Origin of the sequence: Flavobacterium sp. S87F.05.LMB.W.Kidney.N (genome assembly GCF_004366435.1) — a bacterium.
Taxonomy (GTDB): domain Bacteria; phylum Bacteroidota; class Bacteroidia; order Flavobacteriales; family Flavobacteriaceae; genus Flavobacterium.
Window position 1 is genome coordinate 282,258 of sequence record NZ_SODX01000001.1, and the last position, 18,040, is coordinate 300,297.

The following is an 18,040-nucleotide window of genomic DNA, read 5'->3' on the forward strand; positions in this document are numbered from 1 at the left end:
TTTGGATTAGTTTAGTTTTATGGTTAGTTTAATTTTCTATTCTGATTTAAAGTAATTCAGCTCAATTTTAAGCTTAATATTTTGATGAATAATTTGAATCTTCTCAGCAAAAATATTGTTTTCTGAATTGAAAAGCAGTGTAAATTTTTCTTTTGTTTTGGAAGAATGAACGATCTTTTCTAGTTTTTGATCTTTTTTGGAAATGAAAATATAGTTGTCCCGTTTTCCATCTGCCGATTTATAAATGTTACTAGAATCGTTTTCAAATTGTTCCTGAATCAAATATTGTTTTTTTAAAAGTAGTCGAAAATCATCTTTTAAAGTATTGATTAAAATCTTTCGATCTAATTCTGATACAATCGAGTTGACTTTAAAATCGGTTTCAGAAATTTCGAAATCCATTAATTTATTTCCGAATTCAGTTGTAAAAACAATTCGGTGTGTAGTATCATTGATTTTCTTGGCAATAAAGATTCCCGACAATTCATTTCCGTAAACAGATATGTTGGTTTTATAAACATAATCAGTTTTGGAATCTGAAAAATACGGAACCGTATAAGAGGTTTTGTCTAATTTTTTAGGCGTATAATTTTTGGTGACCGAGCCACAAGAAAGTAAAACCAGAGCCAAAAGGCAATTAATTAGTAAAAACTGAATCGTCGATTTTCGCATTGATCACTTTATTTTTAAGTACAATTCGGGTATAATCTTCAGATGATTCTAATAATTTTACCTGAACCACTGTTGCTTCTTCTTTATCAAAAGTCAGTTCTATTTGTTTGATGTATTTTTTCAATGTCGCATCTTTCGGAATAAATTTCGCCAGATTCTGACCTTTTAATTTAAAATATGAAATTGAAAATTCTTTGTCGTCAAACATATTTCCGCTCACGCTTCCAATAATTAATTTATTGATTCGGGCAAAAATCTTGCTATTCCCAATATCAACGGCACTTTTCTTTCCTTCGTCGTTAATCAGGATTTTTCCGTTTTTGAAAACAATACTGTAATTGTATGGTTTTTTATATTGCCATTGCAAAAGTGCCGGTTCTTTAAAAACCATTTTTCCAGATGTTTCAATGTCTTTCGAAAGAAAATCCAAATGTTTGTACTGAACAAAATCAGTACTCAAGGTTTTGATTTTTTTAGAAACTACATTTACATCTTCTTTAAATTGTGCTATTTCTGCAGACGTCATTTTTTGTTCCTGAGCAAATATATTGCCTGAAATAAATAGAATTAGTAGTGCTATTTTAGTTTTCATATTTTGTTACAAATTTTTAACAGATATTTGGTTTTAAAATCTACTTGACTTAAGTAGTAATTATTAAAAAGAGTGCAACCTTAAAATTGTACCACAATAATTACCTAATTTTTCTTTTAGATCTAAGAAATAATAATAACTGCCTGCTAAATTAATTAAATCATTTTCTCTATCTAATAAATCACTAAGTTCATCTGGTTAAGAAACGGAAGGTAAATGCATAGTATTTCGTCTAAATTCTAATAATGATGGTAATTGGTTTATTGTTTCTAAGTTAAATTCATAGGTTGTCATAAATTCTTTTAAAGCTAATTCGTGACAAGATTTTCCATAATGTAAATTTATCGTTTCAATTTCTTTTTGAATTTCTGTATCACTTTCATCTTTATAATAATGTTTATTAAGAAAAAGAAATAACTCTCCTGCAAAACAAATCCCATATCTTAGGAAATCATTAAATTCTTCGGATTTACATATAAAATTTAAATCTGTTTTGTGAGATTCGTAATCATTTAAAACACTATGAAATTTTCTGACTGGTGTTTTAGAAGGGATTTCAAAAAATAATTCCATTCCGTAATTACTCAATTCATTATGAAACTTTTCTTCCTGATCTGTATAATTTAAATTAGAATCTAGAGATTCAATCCTTCTATAAAGCCAATAAAAGATACTCATAAATTCATCACTTGATAATGATTCAATATTGACTTCAATTTTTTTTAATATATCATCAAAAATCAATGATTTGTCTGAATGTTTATTAATGTATTCTCGATAGGAAAATTCATCTTCCATATTCAGAAAGTGAACTAATTTAGTTTTAGCAACATCAGTATTTAATTTTAAAAAATATAATTCTTCAGCCATTTTTATATAACTATTATTAATCTAATAAAATAGGTTCATCCGTGTTCAATTTCCATAAGCTTTAAGATTCAAAAGTTCTTCAATCGAAATCACTTCATAATTGTTTTGCTCTAAAAATTGCAAAAACTGTTCCAATACCAAAACCGAGTGTGAAGCCGTGTCGTGCAAAAGTACGATTCCGCCAGGAGAAACCCGTTGTATAATTCGGTTGAAAATCAATTCCTTATTTTTTGTTCCTCCGTCAAGCGAACGAATATTCCACCCGATCGTTTTATGTCCGGTTACATTTAAAGCTCTTCTTATCGAAGGAGTTGTAACTCCATAAGGTGGACGAAAAAAGTTTATTTTTTTGAAAGTATATTTTTCCAAGAGAGCATCTGTTATTTCGATTTCCTCTTGGATTTGTTTTGCATTATAAAAATCAAAAAACTTAGAATGACTGTAAGAATGATTGCCAACCAAGTGACCTTCTTCAATAATTTGTTTTACGATTTCTGGATGTTTTTCGATATTTTTCCCAATACAGAAAAAAGTAGCTTTGGCATTATATTTTTTCAGAAGTGCTAGAACTTCCAAAGTATATTCACTCGGACCGTCATCGAAAGTTAAAGCTATTTTTTTTTGAGTTTCGTATGGATTATTACAAAAAGCTTTTACATGATAATGGGATGAAATTCTGGCAGAACCAAAAGCATTTATTCCCAGCCAAATTAAAATTACAGCAAAAAAACACCATATATTTATTGCCATATAAAAGTTTAGAAGAAACATTAAAAGCAATAAAAAGATAAAAAATATCGAGATGTTTTTATGCGTTATCATTTTGACAGTAACGTAAAACTATGATTTTTTCCGTTCAATTGATTGTACAATAAAATGGTTTTGTAAGCTGGTTTTGTAACCGAATTTACTTTTATGATTTCAGGAATTTCCTGTGTTTTTAAAATTTTAGACGCCATCCAAAATGCAAAAGCAGATGCGGTATCATATTCGCCGCTCAAATGTTTGTAATACAAAACAGGCGTTTGTGTAAAAGCATTTTCAGCCAGGTTTTTATAATAATTTTCGAAAGTTGCATTTCCATCAAAACCTAAAATCAACGCATCAACATCTGAAATTTCCAGATTATTTGACTTTAAGAAAGATGTAATTTCCGCTTCAATTTCATTTTCTGCCAGCGTATTTACAATCGCAATATCCAGAAGCTCAGCGTATGTACTTTCTTTTCTTTCGTTTTCCAACACAAAAAAACTAGCGCCTTCTCCATAAACTGCACCACTTGTTGTCGAAGTTAAAACATCATACGGAGCGGTATTGTCTGCTTTAATGCGGCCGTTTAATTTGAAAAGAGCAGTTGTATATTCACCATTTTCATCGACACCGCCCACTAAAATTGAATTGGCTTCATCTTCTTCAATCTGCATTTTAGCATCCAGAAGAGCCGATTCAAAAGAAACTGCTCCATTTACATACGTAAAATTATAACCTTTACATTGCTGTAAAAGAGCGATTTGCGCACCAACAGTGTTATGGGTTGATTGAATAAAAGAAGTTGGCGTTAAAAACTCTTCCTTATTATCCAGAATGCTTTTCAAGAATTTTTCAGAATCTTCAATACATCCTAAACCAGTTCCAGTAATAATAGCGTCAACGTTTTCAACATTCGCATCTTTCATGGCCAAGGCCGAAGCTACGATTCCGTTTTTTACGCCTTTTGCCATGCGTCGGCTTGCAGCAGGCGAAATGTATTCTTTGTATGCCGGCGGAACAATTGCCAGTACATTTTCATCATGATTGACAATGGCTTCTTCTAAAAAAACAGTATCAAATGTTTTTTGAGTCGAAATACAGCCTACTCCATTTATATATGTTTTTTTCATTAGCTTTTTGAAAATATAAGGGTTGAACAATTTCCTCCAAATCCAAAAGAGTTAGATAAAACGTGTTCGATGTTTTTGTTTTTTAAGGAAGTCTGCGGTCTTAAATCGAATTCTTCCATTTGAGTTTCAAAATTTAAATTGGGATAAACGACATTATTTTGGATTGCCAAAACACTATAAACCGCTTCGATAGCAGCCGCAGCCGCTAAAGTATGTCCCGTAAATGGTTTTGTAGAACTGAAATCAGGAACTGTTTCATCTCCGTAAATTCGGCGTAAAGCCCTTCCTTCAGATAAATCGTTATTTGGCGTTGCGGTCCCGTGAACGTTGATGTAATCAATTTCAGAAGGTTTCAAACCCGAAACTTCAAACGCTTTTTTCATGGCCAGATAAGCGCCGTCTCCATTTTCAGAAGAAGCAGTTTGGTGAAAAGCATCGTTTGCATTTCCGTAACCAGAAACTCTTGCCAGCACTTTTTTATTTTGTTTTTCCACAATCTCATCCGATTCTAAAACCAAAAAAGCAGCAGCTTCTCCAAGGTTTAATCCTTTTCTGTTATTGTCGAAAGGTTTGTTGTAGTCGTCAGATAAAATCATCAAAGTCTTAAATCCGTTGATGGTGAATTTTGCCAAACCATCGGCTCCGCCCACAATGACGCGGTCTAATTTTCCGGTTTTAATCAATCGCGCGCCCAGCATAATCGCATTTGCTGCAGAAGAACAAGCGGTGCTGATCGTTGAAACCATTCCTTTTAAGCCAAGTTCTTCTGCAATTTTATCTGCAACATCGCCGCCGTCGTGACACGCAATATATTTTACGAGTTCCGGTTTTTCGAAATAATCGTAATAATGTTTCTCTGTCATGTCCATTCCGCCTACGCTTGTAGCCGAAATAAGTCCGGTTCTAAATTCGTTGATTGAGGTTATGCCGGCATTTGCAACAGCTTGTTTGGCTGCCAAAGTACCAATCATAGCGGTTCTCGAAAAATTATTATCGCTGTTTAATTCCAGTTCAGCGATGAGATCTTCGTTGGTTTTTTTGATTTCACCAACTTTAATAACATCTGCATGAACTGTCGAAATATTGGAGATACGGGAAATCCCGATTTTATTTTCGATTAACGATTGATAATTCTCTTCAACCGAATTTCCGATCGAAGAAATAATTCCCATTCCCGTTATTGCAACACCTTTCATTTAGACTTGCTTAGATTGTTAGATTTTTATTTTTAGACTTGCTTAGATTTTTAGATATCAGACTTCTTAGATTATTGGCTTTTTATTTTTGTCTAAGAAGTCTAAAATCTAAGCAAGTCTAAGTAAGTCTTACTTCGTTCTGTTCGCGCTAATGTAAGCCGCCATAGTTTCGATAGATTGGAAAATTGTTTTTCCTTCTTTCGGATCTACTAATTTAATTCCGTAATCTTTATCTAAAATCACGATCAATTCAAGCGCATCAATCGAGTCTAAACCTAAACCGTCTCCAAACAAAGGATCGTTATCAGCAATGTCTTCGATTGTGATATCTTCAAGGTTTAAAGTCGTAATGATTTTATTTTTTAATTCTTCTTTTAATGCTTCCATGATTATTTATTGTATAATGTATTGATAGTTTCGTTTGTATATTTTTCGTTTTCTTCTTTGCTGATCGTGCAAAGAAAAGCCTTATAATTATCATTAAAAAATTCAACCCAGCCACAAAGAACTGTATCAGCTTTATTTGTGTTTAACAAAATCTCCGAATAGTTCCACAAAAACTCAGAATTGAAAGCATCAAATATAAAGAAAGAATTTTCACTTTTAAGCTGATGACGGATACTTATTTCGCCCAGACAAATATTTGGCAGTGTATACACAAAAACCGCCGGACTCGGAAAATAGTTTTCTTTGTCTGAAATCGATTCCTGATATTTTACATCGGTATCTAAACTAGAAGATTTATTGGCCAAAACCAAAGCAATATTATTTTCTTCCTCATTTGAAGTGATCGGACTCAAAAGCAATTCTGATCCTAAGAAAGCCAGTTTGCTCAAAGCATCCATTTTGAAAAACTTTGGATATTGCATTTCAAAATTACGGTAGGCCTGTTTAGAGAAATCAGCAAAATCGGTTGGTTCAGTTTTGAATACAGAAGCTCCGTTCAAAACAATTTCGTTGTTTTGGATGGTGATGTAGGATTGTATGTTGGTTTTATTTGGAGTCATTTTTATTATAAAATTCTATTAAGAAACCCAAGTGTCAACAATTTTGGTAATATGCCATTTTCCAGATTTATTTTCAATTGTAATTTGAAATCCTTGCCCACATTTTCCTCCACCGCATGAAGCACCTGCTTCTAAAATTCCTGATGTTTTATTTTTATTAAAATGAATTTTATGAATTGTAATAGTGCCAACTGGCATTTTACTTTTTTTATCATTTATATCCCAATATATTTCCTCAGGAAATTTAGAGGTATATTGAAAATCAAATTTTTTATTTTTTTTGAATGGTGCCAGATCAAATTTTTCATCATTGATCCCATTGTTGACTATAAAATCATGAACACCAATTAGAATTCTATTTTTATCCTTTTTAATGCTGTCTTGTTCGATTTGATATCGTTTCAATTTGCCATGATAGCCAATAGTATCTTCTTTATTCGTTTTGAAGTCTATTTTTGGCATTGGTGGTGGGGACATAGTTCTCCTATCCATATAAATAGAATCTACAATTTCGATAAAAATACTATTTAAAACCTCTTTTTCAAATTCAGATTTAGTCCCTTCTTTCTTCTTACATCCGAAAGATGAGAGAAGAACTAATGTTATAAATATGAATTTTGATAGTTTCATTTTACTTCATCTTTTCAAAAACCACAGCCGTATTACAACCTCCAAATCCAGAAGCCGTTTTCAAAAAATAATTAATAGTGGCTTCTCCATTTTTCTCTATTACTCTAATATTTTCGCTTACGCCGATTTCATCAAAACCTTTTGATTCAAAAAGCCTATTTTGATTCGCAGATTCAATCGCAATTACCGTTTCCAATAATCCCGAAGCGCCCAATGTATGACCGTAAAATCCTTTTAAACTATTTACTGGAACATCTTGTAAACCCAAACGGCTGAATGCAATGGCTTCCATCTCGTCGTTAAATGGAGTTGCAGTTCCGTGTGCTGAAATATAATCTAATTTATTAGCTTCGATTTGAGCTTCTTTCAAAGCATTTTGAATACTTCTGAACAAACCTTCACCCGTTCTTGAAGGCCCCGAAATATGGTTCGCATCATTTATCGAACTGTCGCCAATTACTTTTATTTTGGCGTTTTTGGCTTCCGCCGAAATTAAAATCGCAGCGGTTGCTTCGCCTAAACTTACTCCGGTTCTATTTTTAGAATACGGTTTGCAAGGCAGATCACTCATGGCCTGAAAAGCATTAAATCCAGACAAAACAAATTCTGAAACTTCGTCGCCGGCCACAACAAAAACATGGTCGTACAATTCAGACTGAATCATTCTTTTGGCAATTGAAACGGCCAAAATTCCAGAAACGCAGGCATTTGAAACTACAATTGGATGTGTTTGAAATTGGAAGAAATCGGCAATGTTTTTTGCTAAAACATCTAAATGTGCGTTATTAAAACTTTCCTCAGAATTGTCTTTTAAAGCCGTAACATTTCCTTTTGTAGTAGAAAGAATAAAAGCCGTTTTTGAATTGAGTTCAACTCCAGCATTTTTGATAATCGGTTCTAAAGCCAAAATCATCATTTTCTCTAAACGGGAATATTTGTCGTCAGTGCTGATTTTTGCAAAAGCACTGTTTATTTTTTCATCAGAAATGATTGAAGCATAAAACGGATTGGGCATTAAAGAAATGTCATTGTGAAGCTGGATACCAGAATCACCTCGAAGAATCGCTTCGATATTGGACGCAACATCAAAACCTAAAGGCGTGATACAATTTGTTTCGTTAATGTATATTTCTCTTAACATTTTATGATCTCAATTTCTCCTGCAAGGTTTTCAAAACCTTGTAGGTATTATGTTTTAAAGCTCTATCTGAAAAAAGTTTCACGCAGATTTTGCAGATTAAGCAGATTTTATGTTGTTTTTTATTCCTGCAAGGTTTCCAAAACCTTGTAGGTATTTTTATTTAAAGCGTCATCTAAAAAAGCTTACACTAAGATTTTGCAGATTTTTATGATTTTCAATTTATACCTACAAGGTTTTGAAAACCTTGCAGGAAACGGAAAACGAAAATAAATTCGTGCTAATTCGTGAAATCCGTGTTCTACTTCAATAATCCCACTTTTCGTTTCCATTCCTCATAAAAAGGCGGATTCGTCAGCATTAAATTTCCTTCTTTATCTAAAAAAACCTGAACGGTTTCTCCCGTACACGCTACTTCACCTTTTTCATCAATAATTTTAAAACGATAAATCATTTTAGCTGCGGGCGTATCAACAACAGTTGTTTCAATTGTCACGACATCACCGTAGCGCAAAGACAATTTATGTTCGCATTTTGATTTTACTATTGGTGTTGTGTAACCTGTATTTCCAATATCCAGATAAGTAAGTCCGTGTTTACGTCCAAACGCTTCTCGTCCATCTTCAAAATAGGTAATATAATTGCCGTGCCAAACAATTCCCAACGGATCAGTTTCGTTAAAACGAATTCTGATTTCGTGAGAAACGGTTAAGTCTGTGGCTTCGTTATACTGTTCTTTTCTTTTTGTCATAAAATAATGCGATGGATGTTGTAAGAATGAAAAACAAAAATAACAAACTTATTTTTGGAATGATTTCGAGGAAAGAAACGTTACGAAGTAAAACGTCATAAAAAGCGTCTAATCCCCAGTTCATCGGAGAGGATTTGGCAATAATCTGCATGATTTTCGGCATGGCAAAAACCGGAACCCAAACTCCGCCAATTGCGGCTAAAATGATCACACTCGTTGCACCAAACGGAGCTGATTGTTCCTGAGTGCTCGCAACGGTTCCCAATAAAATTCCGAATCCAATTGCGGCAAATCCTGAAAATAGCGCCACAACGCTCATTAAAGCTAAATGGCCCTCAATATTTAAAGATGGAAGTCCGATTGATGGAAATAAAAACACTGCAACGGCAACCATCATATAAAACTGAATCATACAAATGATCGAGTAGGTAATGGTTTTGCCAATAATCACCACTAAATTAGAAACCGGATTGGTTCTTAGTCGAACAAAAGTTCCCTGTGATTTTTCTTTTACAATATTGATCGATAACGGAATCACGATAAAGAATATCGCAAAAAGTGTCCACGCCGGAACATTATGCTGTACTGAGTTTGGACGAACTTCTTTGTTGTTTATTTTCGGAATTATTTCTTTAAATGAAATGAAACTTTTTTGTTCAAAATCAGTAGTTCCTTCTCCTAATTGATTTTGAAAAGTAGTGTAAATTGATTTGGTTTCAATCTGCGAAATCATTTTGTCGATTGAACTCATGACCGCATTTTTAAAACTCATTTGAACCGCCGGATCAAAATACAGTTTTACTTCTTTTTCTTTTATAATTCGCTGAGGTTCGCTGGCAGCAGTACTATCGGTCATGCCTAAACTGCTTACAATTTTTTCGACATTCTGATCAACTTTTGCCTGTAAATCAGAGCTTAAATTTTCTGGGATTACAATTGCCAATTGAAATTTGCCTTTGTAAACATTTTCTCTGGCAACATCTTCCGTAATCGTTTTATCGTCGAGTTTTGTAACAACGCTAAACAAATCGCTTTTTTCTAAATTATCAAAAACAGTTTTAGAAACAGAACCCTTGTCGTTGTCAACCAATAAAATCGGGATTTTAGAATCGCTGACTTTTTTAAAAGTACTGTCCTGAATTAAAGTAACGGTAATAACCAAAACCAAAGGCATGATAAACAGAATAATCAAACCGCCTAAATCGCGTTTAAGCAGTAAAAATTCTTTTACGATAGACATCCAAATTTTATATATCATCTCTCAGGTCTTTACCGGTTAATGAAATAAAAACGTCTTCGAGATTTCGGGCTTCTTCAACAGAATTGATTAAAGTTGAAGGTGTTCCTTTTGCGTAAATTCGGCCTCGGTCTAAAATGGCAAGATTGGTGCAAAAATCTTCGGCTTCAGCCAAATGATGCGAAGTATAAATAATTGTGGTTCCGTTTTCGTTCAACACTTTTAGATAATCGATAATAGCATTTTTAGACTGAACATCAACACCAACGGTTGGTTCATCTAAAAATAAAACTTTTGGTTTGTGCAGAATTCCCGCAATTAAATTGACACGGCGTTTCATTCCGCCCGAAAAGGTTTCTACCCTTTTATCGGCAAATTTTAGTAAACCCAAAAGATCTAAAGTTTCGATTACTTTATCTTTTAAATCTGAACCTTTTAAACCGTACATACTTCCAAAATAATGCAGGTTTTCTCTTGCTGTAAGAGTAGGGTATAAGGCATATTCCTGAGGAACAACGCCTATGATTTTTTTAATTTTTGAAGAATGATGCTGATAATCTAAACCATCAATTGTAAAATGTCCCGAAGTTGGTTTAACCAATCCGCAGAGCATCGAAATTAAGGTTGTTTTTCCGGCGCCGTTTGGACCCAGAAGACCAAAAATCTCTCCTTCATTTATATTTAGCGAAACATTGTTCAAAGAATACTGGTCGGCATCTTTGTACTTTTTCGAAAGTGATTCTATTTTAATTATGGATTGCAAAATATCTTAGCTGATGGCTTTTTTTAGTTTTTTGAAAAAGATTTCTTCTCTATTGGCAATGTCCAAAAGTTCATCGGCAATGGTGTTGTAAGCGTCTTCTTTGGCACTTCTATTTTTGTAAATTCTGGATGCTTCAACCGCAAAATCTCGCCATGAATCTCCAATTTTTGTCATTTCTTGAGAAAGTGTTTTTAATTCTTCATTATTTAAAATAACCGAAGCTTCCTGTAAAAATGCGGCATAAATAAAACGGAAACCACCGCCTCCAGTTCCAATTTCTTCCTGCATACGAACCATTTGTGCCAGATAATGATTGGCTTTTTTGGTTCCATGTTTGATTGGCCATTTTCTAATTTGCTTTGAAACAAATTTGATACCGCGAACACCAACAATTGGCATTGGCGCAAGCATATCACGACAGGTATTTTTGATTCCTTTAATGATCGCGCTTTTTAAATCAACGTCTTTTGGAACCTGAATTGGATAATACATTTGACCGCGAGGTGCAAAAGCTCCTTTTGCAAAACGAACTTTATCTAATTCTTCGTGTGTTAAAGTGGTTACAGTTTCCATAACAGGATCGCTCACTAAATAATTGGTTTCGGTTTTTCCGTATACGACTAAGTTGTGTGCGTTGAAATGAAAACGATATTCGTCAGGAAAATAACTTAAATTGTAAACGCCAACTTGTAAACCGGTTGGAATATTATTTTTTAAATTTTCGTCTAAAGCTTTATTTGCATTTGCAACAGAAGAAAATTTTTGTCTTTTTATTTTTAGATTTAATCGATTCGCAACTTTATTGAAAATCTGTCCGGGCAAAGTTCTATAACTTATCGCAGGTGCATAATTGACTTTTATAAAAGGCAGATATACAAAAAATAATCCGGATCCTATACCAAAAACCATCGGTTCGCTGATGTTTAGTCCGCTGTTTTTTAGCAGATTCGACGCTACTCCATTCTCACAATGAGCAGACTGATGATGTGTGAAAGATAATTCCATTATTTGGTGATACTGTTTTTTAATTCTTCAATTGATACTTCAAAGGTATCCGCATATTTTTTCAAGATTTTGTCGTTTAGTTTGGCAAAAACTTCAGGTTTAAAATGTCTTTTTACGCGCCATTTCCACATTCCGACATAACTGGCTAAAATTGTAAGATCCATTTTGTTGACTTCCATAAAATAAACAATCGGACTTGCTTCGCCATTTAAAACTTGTTGTTTAGCCTCAGAAATACGCTCGTTTATTTCATCGATAGAATTCGATAATGCAATTGTTTTAGGCTCCCAGCCAGTGCTTAAGGTTGTGGTGTAATTGCCATTTTCATCAGTTGCGTATAAAAGCTCTTTAACGTTGTTTTTTGTTAAGTTACTTTTATCTTGAGGTACTTTATCTTTTTCCATGACGGTATTATTTTAATATTACACTAATAATAGATATAAAACCAATATTGGAATTATTTCGATTATAATTATAATAGCAAGATTTATCAAACCTAATTTCTTGTTTTTTTTGACAAAAAAGTAAATCATTTCTAATAGAAGAAACAGACAATAAGTTTGGCTCAAAAAGAAAGCTACTTGATCTATCGAGTCTGCTTTTTCATATATAAAAAGACCAATCAATAGCAACATTAAAATTCCTATTCGAATTGCTAAATGATAAAGCACTTTTTTTTGGCCCATTTTTACTAATTGATTATTCTGGAACCGAAACTGTTTTTTGAATAAACAAGTTAATTTCGCATTCTAAAAGTAACTGGTCTTCGACAGAACTTTTACAGTTCATTGTGCATAAAGTGTAATCGTCGCCAGCGAATTTTGAAACTAAATCTGCCTTGGTAATTATGGTATCGCCGACTTTTGGCAGCGCATAAATTTTTACATTTTTTAAGGCACTGATAAATCCAATTACATTTACGTTATCATTTTCTGTTCCGTCTTCGTCAAAAAAGTATTTTTTTCCAACAATAGCAGAACAGGTCTGCGCCGTATTTTCGATTAAACCGGCTTCGATAAAAACATTATTTTCAACAAAAATATTGTCTTCTTTTATCAAAAAAATGGTTTCTACGAAGTTGGCATCAATATCCAAAATCAAATCTACCATAAGCATTGGTGCTCGGTGCGGTAAATAATTTTGTATGTCAACTCCAGTATTCACAATCATAATATTATTTCGCTAAAACGGTTTTCATCTGTCCGTTTGCAATTTCTTCATTATTTAAAGTTGTCACGATATTCACCAAAGTAATCCCTGCAAATTCCTGCAAAATCGTTACTTCAGATTGAATGATATCGTTAAGTTCAGGAAGTCTTTTTATTTCAATTTCTTTAATAGAACCAATATATCCAGTTGGTGCAGTTTCATTTCTTAAAAAAAACTGATAACCAGTATGCAGTGCCACAGATTGTGCCATATGTTCTATTAAACCAGCTTCTAGAAAAGTATTGTTGTTTACGAAAATATTATCCTGCTGAATTTTCAAACCCGAAACCAAAGAAGTTTCAGTATAAGAATGCATAGCATCAACCATCACAAAAGGGAACTTTTGCGGCAATAAATTTTCTACCATTTCTTTTTCTAAAAGTGCCATTGTTTCCATTTAGCAAACTGTTAAATACGCATATGCGAAAGAAAATCTTCCGCTTTCTGGAACTGATAAAAGAATGTGATCTCCTTTTTTCAAATTCCCTGAATTCATTAATTCTTCTAAAGCCAAATAAATAGACGCAGAACCCACATTACCAACTCTCGAAAGATTCATAAACCATTTATCATCACTCATTCCAATTCCTTTCTCTGTTAATCCTTTTTTCAATCCTTCCACAAAAAAGTTAGAAGAAACGTGAGGAATAAAATAAGTAACGTCGTCAGCCTTGATATTGTTTTTGTCCATCGCATCTTTCATGCTTTCGGCACCTTTTGACAAGATAAATTCGTCTAATAATTTAACGTCTTGTTTGATAGAAAAAACAGATTCGTTCAACCATTGTTCTGGTGCGTAATCGCTCCATGATTTGATTTCTCCGTTTTCTAATTTATCACCTCCGGCGTACATGCAGGTTTCTAATTCGTAAGCATACGAAAAAGCTTCCATCCATTCTATTTTTAGTGAAATTGGGCCTCTTGGTTTATTTTCTAAAAGAAAAGCACCAGCTCCGTCAGATAACATCCAGCGTAAAAAATCTTTTTTGAAAGCAATAATTGGCTGTTCTTCCAGACTTTTTAAATTGTCTGCTTCGTGATTGTATTTTTGGGCATTCAGCCAGGTTGAAACTTTTTCTGATCCTGTGCAGATTGCATTTTTAGAATTTCCAGATTTTATAGAAAGAAAACCAAATTTAAGAGAGTTCATTCCGGCGCAACAAACCCCTGTTGAAGAGTTTAATTCTACCGATTTGTTTTTTAATAAACCATGAACCATCGCAGCGTGCGAAGGCAGGAAAATATCCGGAGTTGAGGTTCCGCATGAAAGTACTTCTAAATCCTGAGGCGTAAAATTTTCGTCGAATAACGGCAAAATTGCATTTTTCGTTAATTCGGCATTGCTGTGAGTGCTTTTTCCATCTTTATCAACAGCGTAATATCGGCTTGTAATTTTATTGTTGCGCAAAATAATCCGTCTTGCTTTTGAGGCAGTATCGTTGATAAGTCCTAAATAAGCTTCCATTTCATCGTTAGAAACAGCGTCATTTGGCAAATATTTTGCAGCTTTTGTAATATATACTTCAAACATAATCTAAATTTCGTCTTCTAAACTCCTTGATAATATTGAGTTTCCTTTTTTATAGTTTTTAACTTAAGCGGATAGGTAATAAGGTGCAATATATACACTATTGGTGAAATTAACCATATCGCAAGGAATAAATAAACATTAAATACTTTAAGAAGCTGTTTTCGGTTTTTTTGATTTTTATAAATGATATTTGACCATTTATTGAAAATTTTATTGGCTGTTTTGTCGACAGTCACTAAATACGAACTTATTTTTACAGCTCCAGCTTCGACTAATTTTGCCTGTAAATTAGCAAAATTGTTATTGTTTAAAGAATCTAATATGATTTCTCCAAACTGACTGGACTCTTGTATGTCTTTTTCTGAAACTCCTGGAAGCGGAAAAATACCGAGATACTTTTTCTTAACACCAGAAAACATCCATTCTACAATTGTTATCACGCTGATTAAATTTCCAACGCGGTCAACCAAAGCGGCGTTTCCAACTAAATCTGCATTTGCTTGTTTCAGCAGAACTTTAATTTTTTCCTGCGCCATAATCCACATGTTTCTGGAACCGCTGATGGTAACAACAGGCGTATTATTTAAAATTTTCTTCGCATCATCACTTTTCAAAAAAGAATTAATCGGAATTGAAGGCGATAAATACCAAACCTGATAATGAAAAAGCACCAAATCAAATTTTGTGTTTAAAATTTCTTCTGGAACGGGTTTTAATGCTGTCGGAATCTGTAAAAACGATTCTGGAAAAGCATCAAAAAAAGAATCTTTATTCCACGGAAAAGGAAATGGTTTTTCTAATTGTATTTCGTGAAAAGTGAGATTTATATTCTCTGAGTTTAGAAATGGTTTTGCAATGTTTCTTGCAATAGATTCCAGTTGCCCCGACTGAGAATAATAAATTATGAGAACATTTTTCATTTGGGTTTTTTCGCTTTGGTGGTTAGCAAAAATAGGTAAATTTATTTAAACGAATTTTCTTATTTGATGCGCAAAGTTTTGTTTGTCGCTAATTCCTGAATTTTTTACCATTTGTAGTTAATTGGGTTTAACTTCCAAAAAATGATTTTTAGTTTTTACCACAGATTAAAAGATTTGTAAAAATTATTTTTTCAAAAAAACCTTTGCAACTTTTAGCCTTTGCAGCTATGAACCTTTAAAAGCATTCCAAAAATCGAAATAATTAAACCATTGAAGGGGATATTTTTTTAGAATACTTTCAACGCTTTTTACGTATTCTTTTAAAAGTGCTTTTTCGTCGCGGTGTTTTACTTCTGCTTCTCTTGCATATAAATGATAATGCAGATTGGGCTCTTTCATTACATAAACAAAAACTACAGGAACTTTAAGTCTTGAAGCAATTAGAAAAGGACCAGCTGGGAAATTTGCTTCTTTTCCAAGAAAGTTTTCAGATAAAGATTTGGTGCCTTCAAAATAACGATCACCAGTAAAACAAACCAATTCGTTATTGGCCAAAGCAGCATTGATCTCAAAAATATGAGACAAATCTTCTTTAATGATGATAAATTTAACGGTTGGTTTTTGGGTAACGGTTTCTAAATAATTCTTAATCGCAGAATGTTCTAAATCTGTAGTGACTAGATTGATCTGGAAATCAAGATCTATTTCTCCAAAAAAATGTTCTGCAATTTCAAAATTTCCGACATGCGCGCTAATCAAAACGCCGCCTTTTTTCTCGGCAAGGAGCTTTTTAAGCGTTTCGATTCCGTCAAATTCGTAAGTGAATTTATTTCTGAGACCAGCAGAAATCGAAATTTTATCAATAATAGTCTGTCCAAAAGTGTAGTAACTTTTGAAAACCATTTTCTTGGATTTGAAACTGGAATATTGCAGCCTTTCTTTAAAATAATAAAAAATGGCTCTGTTGCTTTTTCTTAGAAATAAAAAATAATAGGAAGCGACAAAATAAAGTAAGACATAAGCGGCTTTGACACCCGCTTTTTGAATCAAAAAAACGAATATTTTATAACCTAAAACTGTTCCTTTTGATTTGCCATCCCATTGACTCATTAAACAGCTTTGGCTTTTAGTTTAGTTTCGATTAGGTCATAGAAATTCTGAAAAGTAGCAATTCCGACAAAATCAGCTTCAACCAGTTTTACACCAAAATTAGATTCGATAGAAACGACTAGATCAACATAATCTAAACTGTCTAATCCAAGTGTGTCTTTTAAATTAGCATCTGGTTCAATATCGTCATTGTCTACTTCAAATTCATCAACCAAAAAACCATTAATTCTTGCTATAATCTCTTCTTTATTCATCGTTCAATTTAAACTTTTTAACCACCAACGCAGAGTTGGTTCCTCCGAAACCGAAAGAATTGGACAAAAATATGTCAAATTTTTTGTTTAACGTAGTTTTAACTAAATTTAATTTTGAAGCATCTTCATCTGGATTTTCCAAATTGATGTTTGGAGCAATAAAATCATGCTGCATCATTAAGGTAGAATAGATTATTTCGCTGGCTCCTGCCATCCAGCATTCATGGCCTGTCATTGATTTTGTAGAACTTACAGGAGGATTTTTTTCTCCAAAAACTTCAAAGATAGCTTTTGCTTCGTTTGCATCTCCAACAGGTGTTGAGGTTGCATGAGCGTTTATGTATTCAATGTCCGAAGCATTTAATTTTGCATCATCAAGTGCACGTTTCATTGCTGTTGCAGGCCCTTCAACGTTTGGAGTTGAAATATGCCCGCCGTTTGAAGAAAATCCGTAACCGCCGATTTCTGCAATAATATTGGCACCTCTTGCGATTGCAGACTCATAACTTTCAAGAATCAAAGTTGCGCCGCCGCCACTCGGAATTAATCCGTCACGATCTTTATCAAAAGGTCTTGAGGCTTTTTCAGGATCGCTTTCTCGGTTAGAAAAAACGCCAAGTCCGTCAAAACTGCTCATGGCATATTTATTAATTTCCTGTGCACCGCCGGTAATTATAATATCTTGAAATCCGCTTTTTATTAAAAAATAGGCTAATCCGATGGAATGCGAACCGCTTGCGCAGGCTGCACTCACAGTAAGATTGATACCGCGAAGTTTGAAAATCGTCGAAAGATTCATTGTTACGGTAGAATTCATCGATTTAAAAATTGCTCCAGAACCAATTAAGGCTGTGTCTTTTTTTTCTCGTACAATATCTGTTGCATCAATGATTGCTTTAGAAACGCTGTCATTTCCGTACATAATACCCACTTCATGCTCATCAAAAAAAGCATCATCAATATTTGCATTTTTCAATGCTTCTATAGTTGCCATATAAGCATACTCGGTCTCTTCACCAATGCTCATACGCTGTCTGCGAGTCAGTAAATTTTTTAAATCGGCTTTCGGAACCATTCCTGTTAAAGCTGATTGGAAACCAAATTCTTTACGTTCAGAATCAAACTGAATACCAGATTTTCCTTGGTATAGTGAATCTTTTACTTCGTCTAAAGAAGTTCCGATACAAGAATAAATTCCCATTCCAGTAATTACAACTCTTCTATTCATCGTCTTTCAAAGTAATTTTTTATCCTTAAAGTGTAATTTTCTATGTT

At 33.5% G+C, this 18,040-nt stretch carries 22 protein-coding genes; all 22 read right to left on the bottom strand.

Features of this window, described 5'->3' with window-relative positions; all coding sequences use genetic code 11:
- Nucleotides 1-36 precede the first annotated feature (36 nt).
- The 22 genes from EDB96_RS01245 to EDB96_RS01350 all read right to left on the bottom strand — a co-directional run bounded on the left by EDB96_RS01245 (nt 37) and on the right by EDB96_RS01350 (nt 17,993).
- The gene (locus EDB96_RS01245; protein ID WP_134138841.1) at nt 37-672 is read right to left on the bottom strand and encodes a hypothetical protein; all 636 of its coding nucleotides are present in this window, start codon (nt 670-672) and stop codon (nt 37-39) included.
- Complete coding sequence (locus tag EDB96_RS01250; protein WP_134138842.1) at nt 638-1,264, bottom strand: outer membrane lipoprotein carrier protein LolA; 627 nt, start codon at nt 1,262-1,264, stop codon at nt 638-640. Before EDB96_RS01250 ends, EDB96_RS01245 begins: the two co-directional genes overlap by 35 nt.
- Nucleotides 1,265-1,462: 198 nt before the next feature.
- Nucleotides 1,463-2,134 carry a hypothetical protein gene (locus tag EDB96_RS01255; protein ID WP_134138844.1) on the bottom strand — a complete coding sequence of 224 codons (672 nt, stop codon included), beginning with the start codon at nt 2,132-2,134 and terminating at the stop codon, nt 1,463-1,465.
- A gap of 45 nt (nt 2,135-2,179) precedes the next feature.
- Nucleotides 2,180-2,884 carry a polysaccharide deacetylase family protein gene (locus tag EDB96_RS01260; protein WP_243839295.1) on the bottom strand — a complete coding sequence of 235 codons (705 nt, stop codon included), beginning with the start codon at nt 2,882-2,884 and terminating at the stop codon, nt 2,180-2,182.
- Nucleotides 2,885-2,952: 68 nt separating this feature from the next.
- Nucleotides 2,953-4,014 carry a beta-ketoacyl synthase N-terminal-like domain-containing protein gene (locus EDB96_RS01265; protein ID WP_134138846.1) on the bottom strand — a complete coding sequence of 354 codons (1,062 nt, stop codon included), beginning with the start codon at nt 4,012-4,014 and terminating at the stop codon, nt 2,953-2,955.
- On the bottom strand, nt 4,014-5,210 hold the full coding sequence (locus EDB96_RS01270; RefSeq protein WP_134138847.1) for a beta-ketoacyl-[acyl-carrier-protein] synthase family protein: 1,197 nt from the start codon (nt 5,208-5,210) through the stop codon (nt 4,014-4,016). Before EDB96_RS01270 ends, EDB96_RS01265 begins: the two co-directional genes overlap by 1 nt.
- Before the next feature lie 129 nt (nt 5,211-5,339).
- Nucleotides 5,340-5,597, bottom strand: a complete 258-nt coding sequence (locus EDB96_RS01275; protein WP_012023174.1) for a phosphopantetheine-binding protein — start codon at nt 5,595-5,597, stop codon at nt 5,340-5,342.
- Nucleotides 5,598-5,599: 2 nt separating this feature from the next.
- Nucleotides 5,600-6,217 carry a 3-oxoacyl-ACP synthase gene (locus EDB96_RS01280; protein WP_134138848.1) on the bottom strand — a complete coding sequence of 206 codons (618 nt, stop codon included), beginning with the start codon at nt 6,215-6,217 and terminating at the stop codon, nt 5,600-5,602.
- A gap of 18 nt (nt 6,218-6,235) precedes the next feature.
- On the bottom strand, nt 6,236-6,847 hold the full coding sequence (locus tag EDB96_RS01285) for a hypothetical protein (protein WP_134138851.1): 612 nt from the start codon (nt 6,845-6,847) through the stop codon (nt 6,236-6,238).
- A gap of 1 nt (nt 6,848) precedes the next feature.
- A complete protein-coding gene (locus EDB96_RS01290; protein ID WP_134138853.1) occupies nt 6,849-7,988 on the bottom strand; it encodes a beta-ketoacyl synthase N-terminal-like domain-containing protein in 1,140 nt (379 codons plus the stop codon).
- A 298-nt stretch (nt 7,989-8,286) separates the two neighbouring features.
- A complete protein-coding gene (locus tag EDB96_RS01295) occupies nt 8,287-8,736 on the bottom strand; it encodes an acyl-CoA thioesterase (protein WP_057115534.1) in 450 nt (149 codons plus the stop codon).
- Complete coding sequence (locus tag EDB96_RS01300; protein ID WP_166669257.1) at nt 8,711-9,994, bottom strand: ABC transporter permease; 1,284 nt, start codon at nt 9,992-9,994, stop codon at nt 8,711-8,713. Before EDB96_RS01300 ends, EDB96_RS01295 begins: the two co-directional genes overlap by 26 nt.
- The gene (locus tag EDB96_RS01305) at nt 9,984-10,736 is read right to left on the bottom strand and encodes an ABC transporter ATP-binding protein (protein ID WP_134138854.1); all 753 of its coding nucleotides are present in this window, start codon (nt 10,734-10,736) and stop codon (nt 9,984-9,986) included. The genes EDB96_RS01300 and EDB96_RS01305 overlap by 11 nt, the downstream gene beginning before the upstream one ends.
- A 6-nt stretch (nt 10,737-10,742) precedes the next feature.
- Nucleotides 10,743-11,741, bottom strand: a complete 999-nt coding sequence (locus EDB96_RS01310; protein WP_134138855.1) for a BtrH N-terminal domain-containing protein — start codon at nt 11,739-11,741, stop codon at nt 10,743-10,745.
- Complete coding sequence (locus EDB96_RS01315) at nt 11,741-12,145, bottom strand: hypothetical protein (RefSeq protein ID WP_113677047.1); 405 nt, start codon at nt 12,143-12,145, stop codon at nt 11,741-11,743. The genes EDB96_RS01310 and EDB96_RS01315 overlap by 1 nt, the downstream gene beginning before the upstream one ends.
- Nucleotides 12,146-12,440: 295 nt before the next feature.
- Nucleotides 12,441-12,911, bottom strand: coding sequence for an ABC transporter permease (locus tag EDB96_RS01320; protein ID WP_166669258.1), 471 nt, complete (start codon nt 12,909-12,911; stop codon nt 12,441-12,443).
- 4 nt (nt 12,912-12,915) lie between these two features.
- A complete protein-coding gene (locus EDB96_RS01325) occupies nt 12,916-13,347 on the bottom strand; it encodes a hypothetical protein (protein ID WP_134138857.1) in 432 nt (143 codons plus the stop codon).
- On the bottom strand, nt 13,348-14,481 hold the full coding sequence (locus EDB96_RS01330) for a beta-ketoacyl-ACP synthase III (RefSeq protein ID WP_134138858.1): 1,134 nt from the start codon (nt 14,479-14,481) through the stop codon (nt 13,348-13,350).
- A gap of 17 nt (nt 14,482-14,498) precedes the next feature.
- Nucleotides 14,499-15,401 (bottom strand): dialkylrecorsinol condensing enzyme DarA, encoded by a 903-nt coding sequence (locus EDB96_RS01335; RefSeq protein ID WP_134138859.1) that lies wholly within the window; start codon nt 15,399-15,401, stop codon nt 14,499-14,501.
- Nucleotides 15,402-15,626: 225 nt separating this feature from the next.
- A complete protein-coding gene (locus tag EDB96_RS01340; protein WP_134138861.1) occupies nt 15,627-16,511 on the bottom strand; it encodes a lipid A biosynthesis acyltransferase in 885 nt (294 codons plus the stop codon).
- Nucleotides 16,511-16,765 (bottom strand): acyl carrier protein, encoded by a 255-nt coding sequence (locus tag EDB96_RS01345; protein ID WP_057115545.1) that lies wholly within the window; start codon nt 16,763-16,765, stop codon nt 16,511-16,513. The genes EDB96_RS01340 and EDB96_RS01345 overlap by 1 nt, the downstream gene beginning before the upstream one ends.
- Nucleotides 16,758-17,993 carry a beta-ketoacyl-[acyl-carrier-protein] synthase family protein gene (locus EDB96_RS01350; protein ID WP_057115546.1) on the bottom strand — a complete coding sequence of 412 codons (1,236 nt, stop codon included), beginning with the start codon at nt 17,991-17,993 and terminating at the stop codon, nt 16,758-16,760. Before EDB96_RS01350 ends, EDB96_RS01345 begins: the two co-directional genes overlap by 8 nt.
- Nucleotides 17,994-18,040 lie beyond the last annotated feature (47 nt).

Excerpts from the sequence above, each read along its gene's own strand:
- EDB96_RS01245 (WP_134138841.1), bottom strand. The coding sequence starts at position 672 with ATGCGAAAATCGACGATTCAGTTTTTACTAATTAATTGCCTTTTGGCT.
- EDB96_RS01250 (WP_134138842.1), bottom strand. The coding sequence starts at position 1,264 with ATGAAAACTAAAATAGCACTACTAATTCTATTTATTTCAGGCAATATA.
- EDB96_RS01255 (WP_134138844.1), bottom strand. The coding sequence starts at position 2,134 with ATGGCTGAAGAATTATATTTTTTAAAATTAAATACTGATGTTGCTAAA.
- EDB96_RS01260 (WP_243839295.1), bottom strand. The coding sequence starts at position 2,884 with ATGGCAATAAATATATGGTGTTTTTTTGCTGTAATTTTAATTTGGCTG.
- EDB96_RS01265 (WP_134138846.1), bottom strand. The coding sequence starts at position 4,014 with ATGAAAAAAACATATATAAATGGAGTAGGCTGTATTTCGACTCAAAAA.
- EDB96_RS01270 (WP_134138847.1), bottom strand. The coding sequence starts at position 5,210 with ATGAAAGGTGTTGCAATAACGGGAATGGGAATTATTTCTTCGATCGGA.
- EDB96_RS01275 (WP_012023174.1), bottom strand. The coding sequence starts at position 5,597 with ATGGAAGCATTAAAAGAAGAATTAAAAAATAAAATCATTACGACTTTA.
- EDB96_RS01280 (WP_134138848.1), bottom strand. The coding sequence starts at position 6,217 with ATGACTCCAAATAAAACCAACATACAATCCTACATCACCATCCAAAAC.
- EDB96_RS01285 (WP_134138851.1), bottom strand. The coding sequence starts at position 6,847 with ATGAAACTATCAAAATTCATATTTATAACATTAGTTCTTCTCTCATCT.
- EDB96_RS01290 (WP_134138853.1), bottom strand. The coding sequence starts at position 7,988 with ATGTTAAGAGAAATATACATTAACGAAACAAATTGTATCACGCCTTTA.
- EDB96_RS01295 (WP_057115534.1), bottom strand. The coding sequence starts at position 8,736 with ATGACAAAAAGAAAAGAACAGTATAACGAAGCCACAGACTTAACCGTT.
- EDB96_RS01300 (WP_166669257.1), bottom strand. The coding sequence starts at position 9,994 with ATGATATATAAAATTTGGATGTCTATCGTAAAAGAATTTTTACTGCTT.
- EDB96_RS01310 (WP_134138855.1), bottom strand. The coding sequence starts at position 11,741 with ATGGAATTATCTTTCACACATCATCAGTCTGCTCATTGTGAGAATGGA.
- EDB96_RS01315 (WP_113677047.1), bottom strand. The coding sequence starts at position 12,145 with ATGGAAAAAGATAAAGTACCTCAAGATAAAAGTAACTTAACAAAAAAC.
- EDB96_RS01320 (WP_166669258.1), bottom strand. The coding sequence starts at position 12,911 with ATGATTGTGAATACTGGAGTTGACATACAAAATTATTTACCGCACCGA.
- EDB96_RS01325 (WP_134138857.1), bottom strand. The coding sequence starts at position 13,347 with ATGGAAACAATGGCACTTTTAGAAAAAGAAATGGTAGAAAATTTATTG.
- EDB96_RS01330 (WP_134138858.1), bottom strand. The coding sequence starts at position 14,481 with ATGTTTGAAGTATATATTACAAAAGCTGCAAAATATTTGCCAAATGAC.
- EDB96_RS01335 (WP_134138859.1), bottom strand. The coding sequence starts at position 15,401 with ATGAAAAATGTTCTCATAATTTATTATTCTCAGTCGGGGCAACTGGAA.
- EDB96_RS01340 (WP_134138861.1), bottom strand. The coding sequence starts at position 16,511 with ATGAGTCAATGGGATGGCAAATCAAAAGGAACAGTTTTAGGTTATAAA.
- EDB96_RS01345 (WP_057115545.1), bottom strand. The coding sequence starts at position 16,765 with ATGAATAAAGAAGAGATTATAGCAAGAATTAATGGTTTTTTGGTTGAT.
- EDB96_RS01350 (WP_057115546.1), bottom strand. The coding sequence starts at position 17,993 with ATGAATAGAAGAGTTGTAATTACTGGAATGGGAATTTATTCTTGTATC.